Consider the following 25,416-nt stretch of genomic DNA (forward strand, 5'->3'; position numbering starts at 1 on the left):
GAAGTATAGTAGAAGTAATAATGGATTATTTAAAGTGGAAAGATGCTCTTACATAATAACGCTTCCCCAAAACCATTATTGGAATTTGAAAATTAAAAATTTTGACTGATGGTTAGAGCCTGTCAAAAAGCCCATCTTCGGCGCAAGTACGATTATTGGATGTAATTTGGATAATTTCTCAATTATGGTGCTCCTATTCTCTCAAAATAATCGGGGTATAGCTTCTGCCCTACTTCAAATTTTGCTGCGTATTTTGGCTTTTATACCCGCTATTATGACTTTTTTAAAAAACTTTATAAGCATAAATTATTTAGGATAGTATTGTAAATCAAGGTGTTACTATTTCAGGTAAAATTATAGGGAAAAAAGCCCGGGTCATATTTTATTAAAAAGCCATAAATTAATACCTAAACACTATTGCCTAATCTTTATAAAGTCCATAAACTTCCAGCAACTCTGCTTTTTTCAGAATGAGATTCAATTGTGCTTCTAATACTTGCCGCTCACTTTGATAAACTTCGGCCTGTACTTTACGCCATTCTTTATTGGTGATCAGTTGATTTTCCAGTGCATCCCGCTTAATCCTTGCTTCCTCATGCCTGAAGTCCCTTGCTTTCTCGGCGACCATCAGCAATTCTTCAGCCAATTGTGATTCATCCTGAATTTGCAACAAACGGATTTGTTGTTCCTTCAATTTTTGATCCAGGCTTAAACCGGCCTGTTGCTGTTGCAGTTCCCTTATTTTCACTTCTTTATTTTTGGCGCCCCAGGAAAAAATGGTCCAATTAAGGTTAAGTCCGATTAGGCCATTAAACTCAGGCACCACAGGCAATCCTCCCACATAAATTCCCGATGCAAATAAGGTAAGATCAGGCAGATAGTCTAATTTTGATGCCTTAAGCCCCTGCTGCGCCATCTTTTCCAACCTTTGCGCCTGTTTCACATTTACATTGTTCCGGCTACTCAGTTCCATGGCATTCATGATGGAATCCATAAAATTGGCCGTTGGTTGCTTTAAAAGCACCATCGTATCCAAGGGCCAGTTGAGCAGTTGAGCCAGTTCCCGCCGCAAATGCTGTTCCTCAATTTCGGCCTTTTTGCCCTCGGAAGATTGCTGAAGAGTTTTTGCCTCGAGCCCCATTTGGTAGGCCTTCAATAATTGACCAGAATTTACCGCATCAGAAGCCTCCCGCCATTCCTCCTCTGCAGCCTTCAACTGCTGTTCGAGCTCCTTTTTTTTAGACTGGGCAATTAAAATTCCCAAATAAAGCTTGATGGTTCCAATGGAAATTCCGGAAATGGCCTCCTGGTATTGCAATTGACTTTCTAAATAATCCAACTCTGCTACTTTAACACCAGTTGATATTTTAAACAATTGTGTGATGGGTTGAAAAACACCGACTGACCCATATCCTGCAAATCGCCCCTCTTCCGGAATGGTCAATTCCGTATTTAGACCAATCGGAGGGATATTACCGATCAGAGGTAGATCGGTAATAGAGATTTCGGTATTGGTGGTTTTTTCTGAATGATACCAATAAAAAAAAGACCCATTGGCGCGAATCTGAGGCAGATATAGCTTTTTAGCCACGGCTACTTTCAGTGCCTTTTCCTGCATTTGTAGTTGAGCGGCATTAACCAAATCGTTTTGTTGATAGGCCAACTGAATCGTATTTTCCAGGCCAATCTGAGCTGTCTCCTGCCCCGGAGAAAGATGACTAAAACCCATTAAGAAGAGGATCATTACCACCTTGGTGGAGATAGGACCTGATGGCGCTTTTAACAATAAATAATAAAGAATGGGCACCACTATTAAGGTCATAAACATAGCGAAAACCAATCCAAATGCAATGCAGGTCGCCAATGGAGCCCACATTTCACTGCCTGAAAGAATCATCGGCACTACCCCTACCGCAGCAGCCATGGTGGTAAGGAAAATAGGTCGAATTCTACGCTCTCCGGCTAAAATGGCGGCTTCCTTTACACTATGCCCCTCCTCTACCAGCAAATTGGCATAGTCCACTAGAATAATGGAATTCCTGACAGTAACCCCTGCCAGGGAAGCCAGCCCGACAAAAGCGGTGAAGCCGAAGGGATAGCCCAGCAAAGCCAGGCCAATTAAAGCGCCCGGAATACAAAATGGAATAGCCACCAGCACCAAAAAAACTTCCTTCAGCTTTTTGAACTGAAAAAGTATAATGAGAAAGATGAGCACTACACTTAAGGAGACAGCCAAATACATTTCTGAGAAGGTTTCTATTTGATCTTCAAACTCGCCACCATATTCAATTTGATAAGCCGGCGGCAGGGGCAGTGCTTCTATTTGGGCTTTTACCGCAGCTAATTGTTCTGAAGGATACGCCTCCTGCTGATGGCGACAGAGAATCGTCAGGCATCGCCGGCCGTTGCGGTGTTTGATATTTGATCGCTGCCAGGAAGGGGATAAGGTGGCCACCTGATATAGCGGAAATTTTTGCTGAGTCAGAGGCGCCACTAAATAGGTTTCTTCTACCGCCCTGAAATTTTGCCGCCTATCCGAGGCCTCTCGTAATATAATATCGAGGCTCCTGTCTCCTTGATAATAATTGCTAACCTTTAAGCCGGATAAAGCGACCTGGAGAAATTTGCCAATGGTTGCATTGGTTACCCCCAATCGGTTGGCGATCCAATCTTTCTCCTCGATTTGAAGACTGAAAATGGGATTTTTAAAATCAGCCTCCACCCGATAAGCAGAAGGAAGTTGCGCAAATATATGCTTCACCTGTTGTCCTATACCCTCCAGGGTTTTCAGGTCATCTCCATAAATCCTGATTTCTACCGGGGCGTCGTGGGTCACTCCCTGTTGCATTTGTTTAGCCAATACCAGCCCTTCAGGAACCCATAAATCAATTTCCTTTTCCAAGGCTTTCACCCATTCGGCGGTAGCAGCTACAGAGGTCGTATTTACTAAAATTTGGGCATAATTGCTTTTGGGGAATTCCGGGGCAAAATTGTAATAAAACCGGGGTGCCGCCTGCCCCACAAAAGAGGTATAATTCACCAGCCGACTATCGGACTTAATCTTAGCTTCAATACGCTGACAAGCCTGGTTCGTACTTTCTAAATTCGTACCCTCCGGCATAAAAAGCTCGATCACAAATTGATCCCGTTCCGCAGCAGGAAACAGTTTTTGATGAATAAACAAAAATGCAATACCGCCCACCAGCAGAAATAAGACCGAAGCGAATAATGCCAAAGGAATATTTTTGAAACTTTTTAGTAAAACCGCGTTGTAGACTTCCTGCAACCGGTCCAGTAAACCTTTCTTTTCATTACCCCCCTCATGAATCCCCTTTTTTATGAAATGGTGGCAAAGCAGGGGCGTTAGGAACATGGCCACAAAATAGGAGCTGGAAATCGCAATGGCAACTGTGATGGGCAATGAAAATATAAACTCCCCAACATAGCCGGTGAGCATTACCAGGGGAAGAAAGGAACCAATTATTGTTAACGAGGCCGTTAATACGGGTATTTTTAGATCATTGGCAGCACGCCAGGCGGCCTCAAATGTGGAAAAACCCTCATCCAGTTTTTCAACATAATTATCTGCAATAACGACCGCATCGTCTACCAGCATGCCCAATACCACAATTAGGGAAGCCAGGGAAACCTGCTGTAACTCAATCCCAAAAGCCTGAAGCAGGGAGAAAGTGAGCGCCACGGTTACTGGAATAGCCACCGCACTGATGATGGCCACCCGAAATGGTAGAAGTAGGATAATGACCAAAACAACCGCGATAATGGCGATGAAAAATTCTTCAATGAATTTATCTACCGCATCTTCTACATTTTTAGGCTGATTTACAATGTAATCTATCTGGACGTCATCCGGTAATAATCTTTGCGCCTCAGCCAGGGCCTCTTCCACCTTTTCCCCAAAGGAGACAATATTGTTCCCCTCCAGCATTTCAACTGAAAGTAATAAGGCCGTTTGTCCGTTTACCCGAATATGGCTGGCAGCTTTTTCCTCTGCCAAATACACTTTCGCAATATCTTGTACCTGCACCGTTCCGCCTGATGGACTTAAACCAATAAGCTGATCCCGGACATTTTCCAATGACCGGAAAACCGATTTTTCATGCAAGGGTATTTTTTGACTACCTACCTCCAGTTGCCCCGCAGGATAGACATAATTGTCCCCCTTCAAACTTAAGAAGAGGCTATTCAGATTAAAGCCATATTGGCTCATTTTCTCTAAATCCACATCAATATAAACGGCCTCCCCTTGCTCCCCTACCCGGCTCATGCGGGAAACCTCCGGCACCATCCGTAAATGACTTTCAATTTTTTCAAGATAATTGGACAATTCAACCATATCCCGGCTTGCTGATCGCACGCCAAGAAGCAAGGCAATGGTTTCCCCAAAACCCGTTTCCACTACTGGACCTAAAACCGTAGGAGGGAGTTCAGCCTGTTTGAGCAAATTCAGTTGATGCTGCAAGGTGGACCAAAATTTATCGGGATCTGTCACATTCTTCTCCAATTCTACCACCACATACCCCATAGCGGGGCGGGCATTAGAAAAAGTCTTGCTTTTCCGAACTTCTTTAAAGGAAAATAACAGCTGCTCTATTTTATTGACTACCTGCTGTTCAACTTCCAGGCTTTCAGCGCCCGGGTAGGCGAAAACAACCAATCCTTGTCTGACATTAAACTGAGGATCCTCCCTTCGGGACATGTTTAACAAGGCAAATAAACCTCCACATAAAATCATGAAGGTGAGGCTGAGCGTTACCTGCCGATTAATGATAGCGGCTTTAATGAGACTCATGCGACAAAACATTTAGGGTGGCACCATCATGAAGTTTCCATTGGCCGGCAATAATGAGACTATCGCCCTCCTGCAACCCTTTTTCCACCACTAAACCTAAGCCTGAAAGTTCTTCCCCAACAATTCTTTGTCGAAAAGCTTTCCCTTTTTTGACTAAAAATACAAACCGATCCCCTTTTTCATCAGGGACAATATACTCCACAGGTACTACAATTTGCGGCGCTTGTTCGCCCTGACTGATCATAACCTGTGCGACCATGCCCGGCTTAATTCCCCTTTCTTTGGATTCAAGAGTTGCCTCCACCTTAAAGGTCCGACTTAAGGGATCCGCCGTAGGGAAAATTTTGTTTATCCTCGCCAAATAAAGGCTATCACTTCTATCGGGTACTTTATAATTGATGAGCATCCCCTGACGCAAATCTCCTATCCGGGCCTCAGGAACATTGAATTGAAGGCTTAATCCGGTAATTGGAATGATGGTCATAACCGGAATACCTTCTTTTACAGCCTCTCCCGAATTAAATAATACCCGCTTGACCATTCCAGGGTAAGGCGCGATGATTTCGGTATACTGAAGCTGATTTTTTTGGACCACCAAATTAGCCTCAGCCTCCGCTTTGAGCGTTTTAATTTTTTGAAAATCCGATTCCGTAAGCGATTGCCGATCATACATATTTTTTAATCGCTCATACTCACTATTGGCCTGATCCAATTTGCGCTTTGCTACCCGTAGCCCTTCTTTATATTCATCTTGCTTCAACAGGGCCAATCGCTGACCTTTTTCAAAATGATCGCCCGCAGACAGGGACAGTTCGTGAATTTTCCCCGGTACTAAAAAGGAAAGCCTTCGTTCACTTTCCACTTTTATTGCGCCACTCAGATTGATTTTTCGAAGCACCTTTTGCTTACTGATGATTGTAGTTTTTACCGCAATAGATTGCTGTTCCTTCACTTCAACAGGTTTGGAATTACAGCAAAATAAAAGGCTAAGAAGCGTAAAAAGTAGGGCGCGCATGCAGGTAGAGGTTAAAAACAGAAGTCGTATATCACTTTTTATTACAGTAAAAAGGTTAAATAGTTTCATTTAGACATAAAAAAAGCGAACCGAAGTCCGCCTTTTATGGCCAATCACACATTATTCAATTTTTCGAATAGAAAGCGCTGAGACTTTAGGGTAATCTTTTCCTTTCTCCCCCAGGTAAAAATGAATGTTAATCAAACCTTCAGTAACGGTCACAGGGTATTCTCTATTGATGGCGAAGAATTTTCCGGTACCATCAGCACGGGTATTGAGAGCATTGGCCACCTTCCAAATATCAAATTCCTTTTCCACATTCACCTCATTGATATCTATATCAAACCTCCTTTGGGCTCCGCCATTCCAGGCATTTTCGGAGAATAATAATTCTACTATATAATTTCCATCTTCCACCGCGAACTCATAAAAAAAGTCCTCTCCATATCTTTCCGTCACAAATAGTTCTCGCATAGAGGTATTATCAATGGCCTGATCCGGAAACCAAACGTGAACAATGCCATCCGAAAAATTATTATCCGGAGAGAAAATTTCATCAAAGTTGTTAGTAAATTCTGAATCACCTCCAGCATTAACATTTATAAATGGAATTCCTTGTTCCACATCCAATAAATGCCAATTTATAAATGCCTCATCCATGGTGGAGGAATCTCCGGCCATCATCGCCGTAACTTTGGATAAAACAGAATAACGCCTTTGGGGAAGATTGCCAAAATTACCACTTATTGCACCTGTTGCTCGATCCATCGACAGGCCCACAGGCAATACGTCTACGGACCACTCCACACCATCATTGGCATCGGATAAATTTAAATCGAGGGAGAAAGGATCTCCGGCGCGGACCTGAAGAATTTGTTGTGTAGGATCCACTATTTCCAATTGAACCGGGGCAGGAGTTGGACTTGGGTTTGGGTCATCCGATGAATCAGATCCACAGGAGGCGAAGAGCATTCCGCCGATAATTGCTAAGGGTAATAGTTTGTCGAATTTCATAATAATGTGTTTTTGGAAAAGGAAGATTCTTCGAACGCGTACCACAATGTTAATAGTAATCAAATTTGGATTCCGCATTTGCAAAATTTAAGAATTTGAAAATATGCGATTAGATACAATATTCGTAGAAATTGCCCTTTATAATTTGGCTATTTATAACAATAAAAGTCGCTCTCCTCCTATTAGTTAAGGAGTGAAAAATGATTTTTTATGAACATAAGATTTTGAGGATAAACAAGAATTAATGGGGAGAAAAATTAGGGGCTTGCTCCTTAGACCACATGAAATAAATGCGCATTCATCCGGGATAGATGATAATTGAGCCGCAGCATATACCAACGGTTTTTGTGTTCCAACATAAAGGTTTGATGACGATTTCTTTTGGGCTTTGATTTTCATTATCAATTATTGGAACAGGTTTGCTTTCAACTCATTCATCGGCTGCTTTGGAAAATCTCGAAATAGGTAACATTGGATTTAAGCATAAATTATCCTGCTTAATTATACCCCTTGATTTTCATATTTGGCTGGGAGTTATTGTGATTTCAATACCCTAAATTTTTTTGGCGCCCAAAAAGCTTTTGGCCTAAAATGACCTCCACTCGCTGGTATCCATTAGCGGATACCATTATTCAAAAAATCGATCCAAAAGCGTGTTTAAAAGTACAGCATCATACTGAAAAATCGAATTTTGAAAAATCAATTTTCGATAACTTCGCAACAATACCGATGCAATTCTCCCCAAATAATGCTTTATCGGCGCTGAAATATTTCAATATTTGCCACGAATTGTGGCTTTTAAAGATGCTGGAAATTATAATTTTTGGATATTCAATAATTTAATATTCAGTTTTTCTCCGGAATTTGGCTCATGGCATATTCCGAAAGGGCCGTAATGGTTAAGCTCGGATTAACCCCGGGATTGGTGGGGATAATAGAACCATCCAATACATAAAAATTAGGGTAGCCATGAACTTTAAAGTTGGCATCTACTACTCCCTGCTCTGCATGCTCTCCCATGGGGCACCCCCCTAAAATATGCGCAGTGGTCGGGATATTAAAAAACACTTCCGAAATACCATTTTGCGCAATTCCTCCGGCCTTTTGTTGATATTTATGCATCACTTCCTGACCAATGGGCAAAAAAGCTTCCACTCTTTTGCCCTTCTCTCGGCTAAACCGGAGCCCTTTGAAACGCCCCTTGCGCCATTCCATATTCAAAGTTTCCTCCAGAGACTGCATAATCAGTAAAATAATGGTTTTCTCCCCCCAATTTTTAAAGCCAAAGGTTGATTTAAGAAAATCTATAGGATGGGAAATGATGGCCCCTAATAATTTAAGTAAACGAAGGCCAATGCTTCCTCCTCCGGCGGCTAAAACCGCCAATCTGCCCATAAGCCCCGACTCATTATTATATTTAACAATTTCCACATGCGTATGAGGGTCTGCATTAAAAACGCTGGAAATGGAAACCCCATGATTCACCTTCTCCGGAATTTGGGTAATGCCACAAAGCATTTCCGAATTGGTCATGACATTACTGCCCAGCGTATCGCTTAAAAGGGGCAATGTTTTATATTGAATTTTCTGCTTGAAAAGCAAATCCAGTGTTCCGAGTACTCCCCCTGCAACGACAAGACCACCACTGGTATAAATGGCCTTATGTCCGCTCTTTAAACTTTGACAGCGAACGCTGTACTTCCCTTCCAAAAATTCAATTTTATCTGCCTTCCAGAGTGTCAATATTTCCACCCCGGCCTTTTCGGCAAAGTAAAGATAGTTTTTCGATAAGGTATTTTTCGCTCCATGCCGACAGCCCACCATACAGCCCGCACATTGCTTACAAGCTTGTCGTTTGGGCCCCTTTCCTTCAAAGTAAGGGTCCACATCTTCTCCCTGTTCTCCAAAATAGACCCCCACCTCTGTCCGCTTGAAAGAATCCAATGCGCCCATATCTGCCGCTACCTCCTGCAATATTTGATCTTCCCGGTGTAATTCAGGAACCGGTGTGGTGCCCAGCATCTGGCGGGCAGTATCATAAAAATGAGGAAGAATCTTGAGCCAGGGTTTAAAATGTCCCCAGCTAGGGTGGGTGAAAAATTGCTTTTCAGGCTGCATATGTGTATTGGCATAAACATTACTTCCGCCCCCTAATCCCACACCGGATAATATCAACACTTTTCGAAAAAAATTGATTTTTTGAAAACCAAACCACTTTAATGCAGGCATCCAAAGGAATTTCCAAAATTGCCAATCCGATTTTGGGTAATCCTGATCCTCAAATCTTTTACCTTTTTCAATCAATAAAACACGGTAGCCCTTTTCCGATAAGCGCATGGCAGAGACACTTCCTCCAAATCCGGAGCCAATGATGATATAGTCGTAGTGTTGCATATAATTTCAGATATTACTAACCAGCAATATTCAAGGCTTCCTTATTCTTATTCAGTTTCTCCAAGTTCGGACACCTATCCGAATATATGCTAAGGATGGAATGCCCTGGATTTGGCACTGCTTAACGCTCCTCATTATCAGATTTATTAAAACTTGAATAAAGCACGTGTTTAAATCCACACCATCCACCTGCATATTCGAATGATTGAAAGCAATTTTGGATAATTTCTCAATAATAAGGTTGCTATTCTATCAAAAACTCAGGTCTCGCCTCTGCATAAATTAAAATTTCGTTGCGAATCTTGACTTTTATGCACCCTCCAAGACTTTATGCCTTTCTTTTACTGCCTTGCAGCTATAAGTAGGCTTCCTTCGGGATAACACCCTTTAAAAATAGCAGTTATTGGGATAAAAAAAAATCCCTTGCGGCAACTCGCACCAGCTGCCACAAAGGATTACAAAAGAAAACCAAATTAACAGGACCGTGACGGCCCGAACCATTTCAATATGGAATTAAGCAACAGGTCGATACAACTGAATCGCTTGCTGGATAACTTCCCGGCAAGGAATGTAAACAACCTTCTTACCTTTTTGCGGATGCCCACCTAAATTGAAATTCTGATCATCAGTGAAGTATAAATAACTCTCACTACTCTCATCACAAAAATGCTCCGGATGATCATATTCTTCATAGGAAGTACGTAGATTATATTGATATTCTACCATTCCGCCTGACTTCTGGACTTCACTCCAGTTTATTCGTTTTTTAAAGCCTAGTACACTTTTTTCTATCCCTAAATCATCTATCCTGATTTTGGCATTTAAAATCCCAAACTCAAAAAATAGACTACCGATACAAACACCGGCCAAACACACCCAATACCAAATGGGCTGTGCTTCCACTGCGGACAAAATCACCAGCATCGAAATACTCGCGATCGCCAAATTAATTATGCGTTTTCCCTTTAGGGGAATGCTCACCTCAAAAACCTGCATAGTCAAACTGGATAGTTAAAAAAAATGGAATTTAATTCCTTCTGGACTTTTATCGAATATATTGCCATAATTAAAAATATCCATAAGTTTTTATGGCTATTTTTATGAATTCAGAAACAATCATAAAATTCAATGATAAATATCAGACACAATCAAATCAAAAATATCTTAATGTGGGAATTGCCCATTAAATTGAAATCCACAATAAAAATCGGAATCATGCGCAATAGGAACAGAAGGATTATTTAATGGTAATTTTTGCCAATTCGCAGCAGGGAATAATCGTTTCTGTTCGCCATTAATATGAAGCTCAACAGGCATTTGGAAATGCTCCACTACATTGATCCAGCGATAAAATAATACTTTCCCCCTTACTTCATATTCCAGTGTGGGAATCATGGTACTTCTTAAATATTGATCAAAGAAACCTGAAAGGTTTAAATTCAGATAGTTGCTGATAAATGCTTCCAATTGGGCAGAACTAATCGTTTGATGATAGTATTTATTATTCATCTCCCGTAACATATTCCGGAATACGGTGTCATCATTAACCCAAAGCCTTAAATTATGCACCAATAATGCCCCCTTTACATACATATCGCCAGAACCCATCTGGTTCATTCCATATTCCCCAATAACATTTTGATCATTCAGTACCCTTTTTCGAATTCCACGCATATATTCATTGCAGGCCTCCTTTCCCCAATAATAATCAACAAATAAAGCTTCGGAATAAGTGGTAAAACCTTCATGAATCCACATATCAGCAATGTCACTATTGGTGATATTATTGGCAAACCACTCATGTCCGGCCTCATGGACGATGATAAAATCGAATTTCAAACCCCATCCACTACCGGAAAGATCCCTTCCCAAATAGCCATTTGCATACTGATTGCCATAAGTCACTGAAGACTGATGTTCCATCCCCAGATAGGGTACTTCCACCAATTTAAATCCATCCTCATAGAAAGGATAAGGCCCAAACCAATGTTCAAAAGCGGCTAACATCCGGGGCACCTCCTGAAACTGCTTTTTTGCCTTTTCCAGATTTTCCGGCAATACATAATAGTTCAGGTCTAATTCCCCTTTTTCTCCCTGGTATTGTTCGGCAAAATGTACATACTTCGCCACATTCAAATTCACCCCATAATTATTGATAGGATTCTTCACCTGCCAATGGTAAGTCCATACACCTTGATCTTTTTTACGTGAAATCAACCTGCCATTGGAAACATCCATATAGCCTTTGGGCACACTGACATAAATGTCCATCCCCTTTACCTCATCTGCAGGGTAGTCTTTGCACGGCCACCAACTGCTGGCACCTTCTCCCTGACAGGCGGTTGCCATAAAAAGATTGCCCGATTTATCTTCGGACCAGACAAAGCCGCCATCCCAGGGGGCTTTTTTGGCTATTTTAGGCTTGCCCCTAAATTTCACCTGCAGTGTATAGGACTCCCCTGCAGAAAGCGTGGTAGGTAAAGTTACAAAATACGCTGGCGCTATTCTTTCAAAGGGCAATTCCTCCCCATTAAAAATAAAGGCCTCTGCCTTCATGGGCTCCTGCAAATCAATCTGCATTTTATGCCCTGCATCTATGGCCATAAAAGTGATGTCATTCGTTCCATAAATTCCTTTTCCCTCCACATCCACAGTCAATTTTAATGCATAATGTTGAGCGTCCCACCAGGCACGATAAGGTCCATTTTTTCCCAAAAGAGTATCGGCCTCCTGAAAGCCATGAGCCAATAAGGTGGTAGCGTATAAAAGAAAAAATAGGTAAAGAAAGGCTTTAAAATAATTAGTCATATTCGATATTAATTAGCCCGTTAAGATAATAAAAAAAGCTAAATCGGAATTCAAAATGAAAGAGCTCCCGAGAACTTTGCTCCAAAGCTCTAATTCACTATATCTAACAAAACGAAATTAAGCTGAATAATTACACCATTAAACCTCGATCAGCTGGCCGTAGGAAAAAAAGAAGGGATAGTAGCTTATTTAGAGCAAACTTGAAAGCACAAAATCCTGTTGCAAGTTCGAATCTGGTGTTGCTCAACAATTACGATACTATTCTAAACATAACCGGATAGCGCTTCTGTATTACTTTATGTTTTCGCTGCGAATTCTGCTAAAAAACAAACTCTTATCGTTAATATAAGCGAAAACAGGTGAATGAAGACAAAGTAAGCTCAACGGAATCCGGGATCTGAAAAAGTTAGCGTGATACAACTCAAAACTTTGGTGCCATACTCCTTCACCGGATTTATGGAATTTGGCGGGGAATCATTCCGATTTTTAAACCGCACCCTCAATTTATCAATAAATAACCCGAATTATTCACCGTTAAATTTAGTGACTCGCCTTAAATAACTTATTATCATTTCGTTTTTATCACGTTAACTGATTTTTTTTATAGCCCAAATTTGATCAAACTTGCTTTCTCCCCATTTTTCTGCTTCGTTGAAAAAAACTCGAAATAGGAAAAATTCCTTCATTTTTTCCGCTTGGCAGCTAAAGGAGGATTTAAGCATAAATAATCTAGGAGAAAACAGCCACACACGCTGCATCTTCATCTAGATCACCAATAACATAAATGGACAGGAAACGCTATTAAAAAAAAGGACCTGGATATTGTCCAGGTCCTTTTAAACCGTTTTAGAGGATATTCAAAAGCACTGCATCTGCGCATCTCAAGCCTGGCTTTTATTGCACCATTAACGACCTATTTTTAGGGAATTTTGCCATACAACTAGACATTTATTGATTTGGGGCTAATTTTCTGATCATGACTCAAGAAGTGATTTAGGATATACTCGCCCCAATTTTCTATTCTGTAACCAGCTTCTGCGATGCATTCGACTCCTTTTCGAAAAACGGAAATGGATCTGTACCTTTTACCATTGGCATAAGTTTTCAGACGAACATTTTTGTACTTTTTTAACCCATGAGCTATGGATACCGAATATGCAAAAACGACAATAGCCATCATTAACCGGCATCTATCTGCTCCCTGAACATTCATTTTTTCAAGGTCAAAACCATTGGTCTTCAAATGTCTGAAACATGTCTCTATTTGCCATCTCTTCCGATAGTCCTCAGCTACTTTATAGGCGTTTTTAGACAGATTTGTCAGAAGGAAAATCACAGGTTCCTTTTCCGCATCTTCGCTTTTCTTGATGACTATCCGGCAATTGTCTCCGGCTTCAAACTTCATTTTAGCGGACATCGTTTTACCTTTCACCTTACTATTGGTGACTTTTGAAATCATTTGCGCTTTCGTCATAGATTTTTCATCCCACTGATTCTTGAAGTTACATTCTTTTACCCGAAGCACATATTTAAAGCCGTTATCCTCAAGGTATTTGATGAATTTCTGTCCTGCGTATTCACGATCAGCCAAGAGAATTTTACCTTCAAGATTGAATAACTTTGACGCCTCTTCAAGCAACTGAATTCTTTCTTCCTGATTACTGATGCCCTTCTTTTCCAGATTCATGAAATAGATCGGCACCGCTACTCCATTATACAAAATGGCCAAGGTCATGAAATGAAAAGTGCGATCCCCTTGCTTTCAACTGGTGCCATCGACCATCAAAAAATCCCCACCTTTGTGCATATGCATGGCGGATAATTGCAATAGATCACTCCATAAATGGGTGTCAGAATATTCCGTAAATATGCGGGTTAAGCGTTTGTAATGGCCAGAGGCGGAAGTACTCTGATTTTCTAAAATACTACCGATGCAATCTTTCACTTTATTAAGACACACGGTTCCTTTTTGGATGATGCCTAAACTTAAAGCGAGTACATTTTTCCAGCAAGCTTTGCCCCATTTTGGAAATTGTTGCGTAAGTTTGTCGTGAAGCGAATCGAACATAGATCTTTGTTGGCGTTGGAACCCAAAGTTACTATTGTTGATTCGCTTTTTACGTTTTTAGGCAAAAATGTCTAGCTGTATGGAATTTTGCAACATATTTTACTTTTAAATCTTTACTTTTCCCTGCCGCCAATTTAAGTTCCCACTGTAACACCCCATTCTCAGGGTTCATTTTTGCCCCGGATTTGTCCAGTAATTCCACTTCAATTTCCGAAGACTGAGAAACAGGAATTTGATCTTTCAGATAAAGTGTAATGTCTTGCCTTTTATTATTTTTTACCGAGATATCCCAATCCCTTAATTCCTGCTTTCTGGCGTTAAACACTTTTTTAGTGGATTTCGGCGAAACGGCTTTCCTTTCTATAAATATGCTTTTGTCACGCCCCAGGGAAAACTCCAGGGTATCTTTTGCAAATTGTGTATCCAATACCGTCGTACCAATAAAAGTATGCTCAAAATAAAGGCTCGCCTCCCCTGGCATAAAATTATATTGTTCCCAATTGTACATTCTGGCGATCAAAAAGGCATTTGGATCTAATTTAGGGACCGCATGATATTGAAATTCCACGGGTAATTCATAAGTCACCATATCGACCGTTAACTTCGAGTTATCAGACTTCAGGGAATAGGGTTTCGTAAGTGTATATTCCAGATGAATACTTCTCTCCTGTGCACTATCTTCCATTTTTATATTGGACGCTTTAGCCTTTTTGCGTGAAGTTTCTGAGGATGATTTACGGATATTAATTCCACTCACAGCACCGGCCAATTGCCCTTGGGAAGGAGTCCCATACCCAACCACCACCACTTCCTCCAAGGCCTGTACATCTTCCATCATTTTAAAATCCATCCGCTCAGCATTGATCCTCCTTACATTGGGCTCATAACCGATAAACTTCACCTCCAGCTCCCTGGCATTTTGAGGTAGCGTTATTTGATAGTAACCATTGATATCAGAAATACTGCTAATAGTGCTACCTTTTACTCGGACACTCGCTCCGGGCAGCGGTTTATTATCTTGATCCCTGACAATACCAGAAACCTTGCTGATCTCCTTATTATATTGGGGTGCAGTTCTATTATAATCCAGAAAATAGGTTTTTAGTTCCGGTAGTTGATTCGATAATGAAGGATCACCGGAAGAAAGCGTCAGTTTAACTTTGGACCAGTCTACGCCGGTATTTTGCTGAATATTGGCCTTATAACGTAACTCAATAGGTTTTTCAATACTTTCGGCTTTAATATCATAAGTAGGAAACCAACTGGCGCCTTTTACGATATAATCCAGCTCCATCTGAATTTTCTGCGCTTTATCGGAATGCAGCCTTACCCATACTTCCCCGGAAATACTCCCGGAAGGACGACTCATTTAATCTAACTGCTTCAAAAGCAATTTACTTTCCTTCTTGAATTGTTCATATTTCTTCGAGCGACTTTCCTCCTCGAAAATAAGCGATTTCATTCTTTCTGAATAATAGGGCGCCACCGTTGAAAAACCCTCCGCGGTAATCCCCTGACTCCCGCCCATTTGCCTATTAGCCCGAAGAAAATCCAGTTCTTCCTTAATCACCTTCAAGTGGACTTCTTCCTCTCGCATTTGTTGTTGCAGGGCATGTCGTTTTTTCAGCAAGGCAGCCTCTTCCTGAGGGTTGGTTTTATCCGAAAGATAATTTTGAAAATGATTCACACTCTTGACGGATATTGCGCCCCTGGCTCTAAAGTTAAGCGTTTTCGCTTCAATGGTTTTACTGAGACCTGTCCATTTCAGGAGAATATCACCGGCAGGAAGTTCTTTACTTGCCTTCCGGAAGACTTGTGCATTTTCTACAAAAACGGTGACTTCCTGTATATTGGATTTCACCTCAATTTCCTTAGCATCTAGGGCATAAGAGGAAAGGAAAGCAAGCAAAATAGGCTAAAAAGGTATCTCATAGGAACTTATCAAAAAGTTTTATAATTCCTCTAAATAGTACTTTTAAATCAAAAAAAGTATTACTAAAATCAGTTTACATATTATATTTTCAAAAAAACATATAATCAATACTTTCCCACAAAGCAATATTGGCCTTTTCGTGCATTTATTTTCATATGCTCCCCTTTATGGCGAATTTTACAAGGAGTAAGTAGCGCTATCGGATGCATGGAAAAGGACCCAAATCTGTTATCGGATTTCATAAAATACCTAATTGTTACCGGATATGATTGCGGGAAGATATTTTGAAAATCAAATGGTGAACTCCTACTTTTTGATAGCCTTTACCACCTGTTTTCGCTTTTTCGCCAGCCCTGATGCAGGAATTAGCGTGCTTTAATAAAAGAATTTATTTCCGAACACTTAATTTTAAAAAATAATGAGTTTAACGGAGCTAATGTGGAAAGTAAGTCCCGAACCGCTATCTATGATTTGATTATATAATGTTTTATTTGCTTATTCATAGTTTACCAGAAAACTCACCTATGCAAAAGATTTACGCTCTTATATTGCTATTTATTACCACTCCGCTTATCGCACAAAAGGTAGAGCAGAAAATTGCCGATCAAATATGTGCCGAACTAAAAGGAGTAGAAAGCGCTGAAGAACTTGATCAACAATTTCAATTATTATTCGGACAGGCCAGCGTAAAAATTTTGCAAGAGGAAGAGGAACTTGAAAAAATGGCCTCGGTAAATAAAGTGCAACTTTTGGCCCAAAATGTACAGGAAATACTGATTAGCCGATGTTCCATTGTTCAGGATATCCTTTCGCCAAAAGCACCCTTGGGACAAAGTAGTCATCCTCAGGCGAAATTATTGTACGAAAAGGCGAATTTAGAAATGGAACTTGCTTCCTTTCAAAAAGCCATTCCACTTTTAAAAAAGGCGGTCAAACTGGATCCGGAATTTGCATGGGCATGGGATCATCTGGCCATTTGTTACCGCCGAATGAATAAATTTAAAAAAGCATCAAAGTACTACAAAAAGGCATTGGAAATTGACCCAAAGGGGATTATTTCCTTACAAAATTTAGCCGTTTGCTATCGCATGATGGATAAGCCTGAATATTCCATTTCCACTTATCAAAAAATCATTGATTATCATCCGGACAGTCCGGAAGGGTATTTTGGGGTTGCGTCCATGGCGCTTTTACAAGAAAAATGGGAAATGGCATTGGCTCATGCCTTACAAGCCCATAAAAGATATCCGGATCCCAACCACCCCTGGTTTCAGGATTGTCAAGATGTGATTCAAATGTCAGTAGCCCAATTAATAAAAAATAAAATGGATGATAAAGTACAAGAGCTTAGCGAATTGCATGAGGTCAAAATCGAAATACAAGAAAATGACAAGATAGAAAATGACCTTGAGTCCGATTAGTAGCCAGTGGCCATGCACCTTTTCGCCCAAGAATAGTGCATACATTTTCTCTTTCCGCTTTTTGGGCCTTGCATCAAAGCGAATTAACCTTTCTCTCTGAAGGCCTTTGGACTAAGCCCAAATTGCTTTTTAAAAGCGTTACTGAAATGAGCCTGGATCAAATAACCCAAGTCAGTCCCGATCTCCACCAGGTTTTTCCCGGAGTATTTTACCTGCCGGTGAGCTTCCTCCAGCCAGTGTAAATTGAAGAATTTCAAAACAAGCATGCCAAAACAAGTATTAAAAAAAACAGGGCCAGGAAAAAGACACCTTTACTTTCAAAGCAATCAGTATACCGGCTTATTGAAAAGCTTAACGATTGATCTGATCGAAGAATAAGGAAAATAATTTTTTAAATAGTTGTCCATATTAAACCTACATTGAATTTTCTGCTGAGGTTTTTTATACTATTTTCTGCAAATTAGCATTTAAATATTCGTATTTTAACTGAGCTTGTCAAATATGGTAGATACCCTACTTTTTTATTTCCGACAATACCGAAAGGCCATCATGATCCCTTCCCTCCTTTTTATCATTGCAGGACAATGCTGGCTGAATGTCACCACCTACCAAACGGCCTACCTCAAGGCCTTTTTGTTTAGTGGTTTTAACCTATTAATGTTGGCGATTACCTCATTTATGTGGGTGAGTGGTTATCATTATTTCAAGGCCCCCTCCTCCATCAAAAAGAAATTTCCTAACCTTTCTCCTGGAACGGATTCCCAATATGAGCATGATCAATACTTGCTGTTTTTTTGTATTTATGGTTGCCTCATAACGGTTCTGGCCTTGGCCGGCATTACTGGTAGATAAATACCTATTCATTATTCTGCCATTAACTTATTATCTTTTTCGATATTACTTTTTTTTTATACAGCCGAAAACGTCACCCTAAGTCCACGATTTTCGGCATAATTAACCTTCCAATGAATAGATTTTTTTTGATCCTCAGCATGCTCCTCCTGGGGTGCCCATTTCTAAACTACGGTCAGGATTCCTCCCTGATCGAATTGATTAAACAAGGTATTGCCTTTCACGATGAAGGGGAATACGAAAGAGCCATTGAATTTTATCAAAAAGCATTAAAGATAGACCCCGCCTCCAGCCTGGCTAATTACGAGCTCTCCCTAACCTATTTATCGCTGGAGGATTATAAAAAGGCAGAAAAATACAGTAAGAAAGTCATCAAAAGTAATGATGAATATGTATTACATGGCTATATGAATTACGGTACCGCTTTGGACATGCAGGGCAAAGCGCAAAAAGCCATCAAAGCGTATGAAAAGGGAATGCAGGATAATGATCACTATTTGCTTTCTTATAACCATGCGCTGACCTGTTACAATCAGGGAGAAATGAGCAAAGCAAAGCAATCCGCCATAAAAGCAATCAATAACAACCCTTCACATGCAAGCAGTCACCTGATCCTAAGTAAAATCATGGAAAAAAGTGGGGAACGCATCAAAGCCATGCTGCCGCTGTATTATTTCCTGCTTTTGGAACCTAATACAGATCGGGCTAAGGTCGAATACGGCACCCTTAACCGCCTGCTTAATTTCGGGGTGCAGCAAACTTCGGAGCAAAATATCAATATCAGCATTCCCATAAGGGAGCAATCTGAATTTTCCGCTGCCGAAATGATGATCAGCCTGACCGCTGCTACGAATATACAGGAGAAGAAGGAGGGCAAAACCCCACTGGAATTATTTTCAGCCAACAATGACCAAATTTTTAAAATTCTGGGAGAATTAAAAAAAGAACAGCAGGATTTCATGTGGTCCTTTTATGTTCCTTTCTTTCATGATTTGGCCAAGGAGGATTTAACGGAAATCTATAGCTATTATATTTCACTCAGCATAGGTGAGGAAATCTTCCAATGGATCGACGAACATCCGGATGACTTTAAAAAATTTGAAGAATGGTTTTCTAAATAAAATTTGATACAACCAGTCGCTCTTAGCAAAAACAATATACCCATTTTTTTTTATTAAATTTTCTCTCTGGTCTTAGCGTCTCTGCTAAGACCCAAAACCACAAGAGGGGCCGCCCATCAGCTTATCCTATTCTAACTCCATTCCGTCTCCTACCTCCAATGAATTCCAAGCTCCGACAAAGATGAAACCCTCACAAATTAAACTACTTCCAAACAACCCTCTGCTTCCTGTTTGAACAAGCTTGGGGGCATTACTAAAACTAATTATAACTAAAATGGAAATACAACAGAAGGAGCCGAAATCTTGGAATGGGTTCACTATTTACCCTTAGCAAAATACAATGCCGGTCCCATTTACCCTCTCCGGAATTTGCCTTATGCTAATTGCAGATGATAACCGTAAAGAAAGGATCAGCGGGATTGGTAAAGCCAAAAAATTGGACCTTTATGATTTTCCTGACTCCATTCACTTTTCTGGGGCCTGCGCAATGCGCACCGGGCTCTCGGCGGTCGCTTTTTCCGGCAGAAAAACCAAAAAAACTCCCAAAGACCAGTCAACCGGAAAAGAGCTCCACAACCGGCTACGCCTCCGCCTCCATCCCTGGCCCGGGGGTACCGTGCTTCGAATTTTATACATAAGGCTTCATAAGTTTCCAATTCCTTTTCTTCGGAGCAGTACGGCCAACAAAAAATTAGGCCTAATCGCTCACCGCCTACTATTTTTTACATATATTGATAAAAAAGTCGCCCTATATTATGATTCCCAAAATACTCAATCGGAAAAAAGTAAACCCCTCCACCCCGATATTTACCGGAAAAAAAATATTAGAAAAAACAAGTATTCAGCTATTCAAATATAACGACAAGGAATTGATTGAATATAAAGACTTTGACCTCCGGGATTTTTCCGGATTTCCGGAGGATGATCATTATTATTGGCTGAATATTCATGGGATACATGAGGTTGACAAAATAAAACAGATTGGGAACGCCTTGCATATACACGAATTATATATTCAGGATATTTTAGATGTATACCAAAGACCTAAAGTACAGGATTATAATGATTTTTGGTTTTTCAATCTAAAATCCACCCTGCCTTCAAAAGATTGGTCGCTGGAACAGGAACAATTAAGCTTTGTCTTAAATAAAAACGTCCTGATTTCATTTCAGGAAAGACAGGGAGATCATTTTCAGCATATCCGTGAGCGCCTTCATAAGCATCTCGGTATTGTCAGAGAACGGGGCGTTGACTATCTTTTATTTTTATTGATGGAGGCCATCATGGACAACTATTTTCAGGAAGTGGCCCGAATGGATGCCGAACTTGATCAAATAGGACGGCTGGATATCAGCAAAGACCCCTCCCCGGATATCATCAATACCATTGAAAAATTCCGGAACAAGATTCACCTGATCCGAAAAAACATCTCCCCATTTCGGGACTTTGTCGCCCGGCTGGAAAGAGAAAAATTCAAATCGATACTGGATAAAAACATCAAGTATTATTACGAAATTCAAGACAACTATCTTTCGTTGTCTGACAACTGTGAGCGGATGGAAATGAAATTAGAAAGTATTTCCAATTTATTCTTTTCCATACAGGGACACCGCATGAATCAGGTCATGAAAACCCTTACCATCGTGGCGACCATCTTTATTCCGCTTACTTTTATCGCCGGTATTTATGGAATGAATTTCTCCTATATGCCCGAATTAAATTTAAAATGGGGCTACTTTGGAATTTTAGGCTTGATGTTTTTCATGACCGTGGGCATGCTGTATTATTTCATACGCAAAAAATACTTTTAACCGATAACCAAAGGATAATAATGCCGCCGCTTTCATGCGGCCTCAACTTTACCAAAATTAATCCACACAAAGCCTGGTTTTAGTGTTCGCGCCAAGACCCCAAAAAACCAGAACTCCGTTCATCAACTTCATCTTTTCAAACTCCACTTAATCCAGACCAACACCCATCATTAGTACCCTCCTGAAAAGTTTAAAACCTTATAATTATTAACCCATCCATTCAAATGAATTCTAAGACTTATATTTGAATGAGATAGCGGACAACATGAAGTCCAACAATGACATTGGAGGCGATTTCTTTGGAAATAGTGAGAAAGGCTCAAAAATCATTTATTGGGTTAACTAATTACCCTTAGCAAAATACACCACGGTATCACTTCCCCCCTCTGGAATTTTTCAAATGATCATCATTGATCATTCAGGCAAAGTGGTACTTGATCACAGACTCGTGGGCAGCTGGGAATCGGACGATATGGATCGCTTTAGCCGAATTTGAAATGTCAAAAATGGACAATTTCCTTTACCCTAATTTCTTTGGAGGGATACAAAATTTACTTTTTGAGCACCAAAATTTAGCGAAGGTATACTATCTCCAAAAGGCAAATGAGACTGCTGCATATCTGAAATCAGACTGGCCTTATTTTCATTCGCAATTTTCAGCTCACGAGCCTACTGCTATGTTCTCCATACTTTGGAGTTTTCCATACTCGGATTAGATATATTCCCCAACCTTTCATTACACACTGACAGGGGAGGAAATTATGCCAATTGTAGGCTTTTTGTGATTTTTGATAAGCCTAATCTGGCTAAACCTACCCGCTCCTCTATCATCTGCTTCGTACAAAAAACTCGAAAGAGCACGCTATTCTTTCATTTATCCCACCTGATATTAAGCAGCTATTTTTCAGGCAAAGGGCGTGTTTAAAAGCCATAATTCGTCACGCAAATTTGAAGTATTGCAGAAGCGATACCCGATTATTTTGAGAGAATAGCAGCGCTATTATTGAGAAATTATCCAAAATCACTTCCAATAATTCGAATTTGGAGTCTGATGGTGCGGATTTAAACACGCTCTATAATACTCAGGCCTTGAAGGCTGCTCTCGTAAAAGTCTGATGCTGGACACCTTATTAGTGCTAGCCATTAGAAATATAGAACTTAGTGTATTTGAAAAAATGTGCATTATGTTAAGCAACTTCCTGAGAATGCATCCTCCTTTGTACGACCAATGATAATATACATTAATAAAATGAAGGTTTCCCTGCATTAAAATACTTTCAGCTATTAACTTCGCGCAAGAATTTTAGGTCATCATCTCATTTCAGCAGAATGTCACAAGCCCTTCCTCAGGATTTCTTCGGCTATTTTAATGCCTGTCATCAACTCAATCACCAAGGCAATAAAATAGAGAATATCTTTGCCAGCAAATATAAATACAACTGGTTCGTTAAAGAAAAGGAGGCATTGTTTGTGGACCGCTACCCTGTCTTTCCTTATGATTCCCGCTACGCAGAATCTTTGCAAAAAACATTGACACTGGAAGCCTTGGAAAAGGAGTTGTTCTATGGTCTATGTTATGTATTAAGCAAGCAGGAAAATAGTATAAGCAGGGACAACCGGCTTTGTGCCCCTTTAATTCTTTTCCCTGCCAGTATTTCCCTTACAGAAGAAGGATACTTTATATCAATTGATCGGGATAATCCGCAAGTCAATCGCAGTCTGCTTCACCAGTTCATCCTGAAAAATGAGAATATTTCAAAGGGGGAGATTGCGGAAAAAATACTGGCTTTAGTTCCGAAGCCTGATTTTCATGCAGACCTTAGACTTTTACTGGAGGAATACTTTCATAATATTCATTCCAGCGAGCTATTGCTATTTCCAAGAGTTTGGAATGAAGGTAAGATTCGAAAGTTTTTCAAAGAGCAAAATCCACAGGAAAATGAATTTACCCTCATTCCGGCAGCCGGTACCCTATTGGTCGAAAAATCTCAGAATGCGCTAAGAATCGGTTTTGATTTGGAGCAGATGATTCAAAAAAAGGCTTATAATAATTGTTTAAATGACCTTTTAACAAATCCCTCCACTAAGGCTACCACCGGTCCGTCCATTTACGACTTCCGACTAAATGTAGAGCAACAGCAGGCCTTAAAAAACAGCCAACAATTTCATAACTCCATTATCATTGGCCCTCCCGGAACGGGAAAAAGTTATACCATTACCGCCATAGTGGCCAATGCGATCATGAAAAACCAGTCTGTCCTGGTGGTTTCCAAATCTAAACATGCGGTTGAAGTAATTCGACAGATGATGATTTCTGATTATGATTTGAAAGACTATTTAATTCACACCTCGGGCCACCAATATAAATCCAGTTTAAAAGCTAAACTACGCAAATGTTTAAATGGCATTCATCAATCCCGGGGAAGCCATATCCATGCCACAAAACTGGAACAGCAATCTGCCACTTTGCAGCAACTTGAGGAAAAATTTGAGCGCATTACTGACCGAGAGCAAAAGTTGGGATCTTTAAGTTTTTCAGAAAAATTGTCTACTAAGGAAAAAATCCAAAAGTGGTGGTGGAGAAATAATTTTAGGAACCATACTGAAATATGGGAAATTTTAGAGGCCAGCGCTAAAGTTACTGCTCAATTAGAAAAGGATATTGGGCAATATTCAAAAGAAAAAATTCGACGCACCCAATCAGCCAATGTCAATAAATATCGAAAATCAATATCAGCATTCTATGATGCGATCGATAGCCAAAGCTTTACGGATTATAAAGAAAGGGTGGAAAAAATCGATCACCAAAAGATGCTTAAGATATTCCCGCTATGGCTTGCCCATTTAAATGAACTCAATGGTGTTTTACCTTTACAGCCCGATTTATTCGATTTAGTCATCATCGATGAAGCCACCCAATGCGATGTCGCTTCCGCTCTTCCTGCACTTTACAGGGCCAAAAAAGCGGTAGTGGTGGGCGACCCCTACCAGTTAAGACATTATTCTTTCATTTCTCAAATGCAACAATTTCAGCTTCGGGAGAAATTCAATATCCCCAATGAAAAAATCTATGATTTCCGGAATAGAAGTATTTTGGACTTATTCATTTCAAAAGCTCAACAACAAGAGCAGGTCAGCTTTCTGCGGGAACATTTTCGGTCTACTCCCTCTCTGATTAATTTCAGTAATGAGGCTTTTTATGAGGGCGCATTAAAAGTGATCAGGTCCACTCCGGAATTCAGCCAAAATGCGCAATGGGCCATCATCCGAACCGATGGCCATCGAAACGAAAAAGGAGTGAATGAAAAAGAAGCGGAAGCATTGATCCAGGAACTAAAAGCATTGGTGCAAAAATATCAAAATGAAAAACAGCCCCCTTCTTTCGGCATTATTTCACCATTTAACAGTCAGGTGGTCTTCCTCAATAAATTGCTTAAAAATAATTTTGAATTAGAAACCATAAAAAAGTTTCAAATATTTTGTGGAACGCCCTTTCACTTTCAGGGATCAGAGCGAGACATCATCCTTTTTTCTTTCGGCCTTTGCAATCAGAGCCATGCTGCGGCATTCCAGCATGCCGGAAAAGCGGAAGTCTTGAATGTGGGCATCACCCGAGCAAAATCATTTCAATATATATTTCAATCATTTGATCCACAATCTATTAAAGGAGAAAACTACATCAAGCCCTATATATCCTTTTTAAATAATTACAAATATCAACAGGAAGAAACCGAAGCACATGATGCCTTCCAATTAGAGGTAGCGACTGCCATCAGTAAAAACCAACTGGGAGAAGCCAAAATGGCTTATCCGCTAGCTGGAATGCTATTGGATATATTATGGATTAGCCCAAAACAGGCGGTCTTTATTGACTTAATAGGTTATCCTGGGGATTATCAAGGAGCCTTTTCAATGGAGCGTTATAAAACACTGGAAAGAAGTGGAATAAAAGTATTCCCACTTCAATATAGTTATTGGAACAAAAACAAGGCAGATGTCATTAGCCGATTACGGAAAACAATTACTCCATAATGACTGATGAAAATCAAAATTTAAAATAAAATTAATTCCAAAAGGAAAAATGATCAAACAGCGCTCAATTCGTCCTTTTTGATTAGATAATTTGAGGAGTGACTATTATAATTCCATATCAATAAACACAGCGTAAT

The 25,416-nt window shown here is 40.2% G+C and carries 14 protein-coding genes and 2 pseudogenes; 5 read left to right on the forward strand and 11 right to left on the reverse strand.

Annotated elements, in window-relative coordinates:
- Positions 1-421: 421 nt before the first annotated feature.
- The 10 genes and pseudogenes from AAA970_RS22255 to AAA970_RS22300 form a co-directional block, all read right to left on the reverse strand.
- The gene (locus AAA970_RS22255) at positions 422-4,810 is read right to left on the reverse strand and encodes an efflux RND transporter permease subunit (protein ID WP_338239078.1); all 4,389 of its coding nucleotides are present in this window, start codon (positions 4,808-4,810) and stop codon (positions 422-424) included.
- Positions 4,797-5,825, reverse strand: a complete 1,029-nt coding sequence (locus AAA970_RS22260; RefSeq protein WP_338239079.1) for an efflux RND transporter periplasmic adaptor subunit — start codon at positions 5,823-5,825, stop codon at positions 4,797-4,799. Before AAA970_RS22260 ends, AAA970_RS22255 begins: the two co-directional genes overlap by 14 nt.
- A gap of 120 nt (positions 5,826-5,945) precedes the next feature.
- Positions 5,946-6,839 (reverse strand): malectin domain-containing carbohydrate-binding protein, encoded by an 894-nt coding sequence (locus AAA970_RS22265; protein ID WP_338239081.1) that lies wholly within the window; start codon positions 6,837-6,839, stop codon positions 5,946-5,948.
- An 846-nt stretch (positions 6,840-7,685) separates the two neighbouring features.
- Positions 7,686-9,233: a GMC oxidoreductase gene (locus AAA970_RS22270; RefSeq protein WP_338239082.1), complete on the reverse strand. Its 1,548-nt coding sequence runs from the start codon at positions 9,231-9,233 to the stop codon at positions 7,686-7,688.
- 513 nt (positions 9,234-9,746) lie between these two features.
- Positions 9,747-10,229, reverse strand: coding sequence for a hypothetical protein (locus tag AAA970_RS22275; RefSeq protein ID WP_338239083.1), 483 nt, complete (start codon positions 10,227-10,229; stop codon positions 9,747-9,749).
- Positions 10,230-10,397: 168 nt separating this feature from the next.
- Positions 10,398-12,041, reverse strand: coding sequence for a M1 family metallopeptidase (locus AAA970_RS22280; RefSeq protein WP_338239084.1), 1,644 nt, complete (start codon positions 12,039-12,041; stop codon positions 10,398-10,400).
- A 940-nt stretch (positions 12,042-12,981) separates the two neighbouring features.
- Positions 12,982-13,785, reverse strand: a pseudogene (locus AAA970_RS22285) (transposase); the annotation flags it as partial.
- Positions 13,786-13,803: 18 nt separating this feature from the next.
- Positions 13,804-14,109 (reverse strand): hypothetical protein, encoded by a 306-nt coding sequence (locus tag AAA970_RS22290; protein WP_338239086.1) that lies wholly within the window; start codon positions 14,107-14,109, stop codon positions 13,804-13,806.
- A 49-nt stretch (positions 14,110-14,158) separates the two neighbouring features.
- Complete coding sequence (locus tag AAA970_RS22295) at positions 14,159-15,478, reverse strand: DUF4139 domain-containing protein (protein WP_338239087.1); 1,320 nt, start codon at positions 15,476-15,478, stop codon at positions 14,159-14,161.
- A complete protein-coding gene (locus tag AAA970_RS22300) occupies positions 15,479-16,018 on the reverse strand; it encodes a DUF4140 domain-containing protein (protein ID WP_338239088.1) in 540 nt (179 codons plus the stop codon).
- Between the two features lie 548 nt (positions 16,019-16,566).
- Between AAA970_RS22300 and AAA970_RS22305 the strand changes: the two genes are divergently transcribed.
- Positions 16,567-17,463 (forward strand): tetratricopeptide repeat protein, encoded by an 897-nt coding sequence (locus AAA970_RS22305; RefSeq protein ID WP_338239089.1) that lies wholly within the window; start codon positions 16,567-16,569, stop codon positions 17,461-17,463.
- An 83-nt stretch (positions 17,464-17,546) separates the two neighbouring features.
- Here the strand turns inward: AAA970_RS22305 and AAA970_RS22310 are convergent.
- Positions 17,547-17,735: pseudogene (locus AAA970_RS22310) on the reverse strand (helix-turn-helix domain-containing protein); the annotation flags it as partial.
- A 229-nt stretch (positions 17,736-17,964) separates the two neighbouring features.
- On the opposite strand from AAA970_RS22310, the gene AAA970_RS22315 reads away from it, so the two are divergent.
- The 4 genes from AAA970_RS22315 (at position 17,965) to AAA970_RS22330 (ending at position 25,279) form a co-directional block, all read left to right on the forward strand.
- Entirely contained in the window at positions 17,965-18,315 is a 351-nt protein-coding gene (locus tag AAA970_RS22315) for a hypothetical protein (RefSeq protein WP_338239091.1), read from the forward strand.
- Between the two features lie 113 nt (positions 18,316-18,428).
- Entirely contained in the window at positions 18,429-19,436 is a 1,008-nt protein-coding gene (locus AAA970_RS22320) for a tetratricopeptide repeat protein (RefSeq protein ID WP_338239092.1), read from the forward strand.
- A 755-nt stretch (positions 19,437-20,191) separates the two neighbouring features.
- Positions 20,192-21,247 carry a magnesium/cobalt transporter CorA gene (gene corA / locus AAA970_RS22325; RefSeq protein WP_338239093.1) on the forward strand — a complete coding sequence of 352 codons (1,056 nt, stop codon included), beginning with the start codon at positions 20,192-20,194 and terminating at the stop codon, positions 21,245-21,247.
- A gap of 1,329 nt (positions 21,248-22,576) precedes the next feature.
- Positions 22,577-25,279, forward strand: coding sequence for a DEAD/DEAH box helicase (locus tag AAA970_RS22330; RefSeq protein ID WP_338239094.1), 2,703 nt, complete (start codon positions 22,577-22,579; stop codon positions 25,277-25,279).
- Positions 25,280-25,416 lie beyond the last annotated feature (137 nt).

It is taken from the genome of Persicobacter diffluens, assembly GCF_036244895.1.
Classification (GTDB): Bacteria; Bacteroidota; Bacteroidia; order Cytophagales; family Cyclobacteriaceae; genus Persicobacter; species Persicobacter diffluens.

What these genes read in the sequence shown, in the direction of transcription:
- AAA970_RS22255 (WP_338239078.1), bottom strand. Translation starts at nt 4,810, where the DNA reads ATGAGTCTCATTAAAGCCGCTATCATTAATCGGCAGGTAACGCTCAGC.
- AAA970_RS22260 (WP_338239079.1), bottom strand. Translation starts at nt 5,825, where the DNA reads ATGCGCGCCCTACTTTTTACGCTTCTTAGCCTTTTATTTTGCTGTAAT.
- AAA970_RS22265 (WP_338239081.1), bottom strand. Translation starts at nt 6,839, where the DNA reads ATGAAATTCGACAAACTATTACCCTTAGCAATTATCGGCGGAATGCTC.
- AAA970_RS22270 (WP_338239082.1), bottom strand. Translation starts at nt 9,233, where the DNA reads ATGCAACACTACGACTATATCATCATTGGCTCCGGATTTGGAGGAAGT.
- AAA970_RS22275 (WP_338239083.1), bottom strand. Translation starts at nt 10,229, where the DNA reads ATGCAGGTTTTTGAGGTGAGCATTCCCCTAAAGGGAAAACGCATAATT.
- AAA970_RS22280 (WP_338239084.1), bottom strand. Translation starts at nt 12,041, where the DNA reads ATGACTAATTATTTTAAAGCCTTTCTTTACCTATTTTTTCTTTTATAC.
- AAA970_RS22290 (WP_338239086.1), bottom strand. Translation starts at nt 14,109, where the DNA reads ATGTTCGATTCGCTTCACGACAAACTTACGCAACAATTTCCAAAATGG.
- AAA970_RS22295 (WP_338239087.1), bottom strand. Translation starts at nt 15,478, where the DNA reads ATGAGTCGTCCTTCCGGGAGTATTTCCGGGGAAGTATGGGTAAGGCTG.
- AAA970_RS22305 (WP_338239089.1), top strand. Translation starts at nt 16,567, where the DNA reads ATGCAAAAGATTTACGCTCTTATATTGCTATTTATTACCACTCCGCTT.
- AAA970_RS22315 (WP_338239091.1), top strand. Translation starts at nt 17,965, where the DNA reads ATGGTAGATACCCTACTTTTTTATTTCCGACAATACCGAAAGGCCATC.
- AAA970_RS22320 (WP_338239092.1), top strand. Translation starts at nt 18,429, where the DNA reads ATGAATAGATTTTTTTTGATCCTCAGCATGCTCCTCCTGGGGTGCCCA.
- corA (WP_338239093.1), top strand. Translation starts at nt 20,192, where the DNA reads ATGATTCCCAAAATACTCAATCGGAAAAAAGTAAACCCCTCCACCCCG.
- AAA970_RS22330 (WP_338239094.1), top strand. Translation starts at nt 22,577, where the DNA reads ATGTCACAAGCCCTTCCTCAGGATTTCTTCGGCTATTTTAATGCCTGT.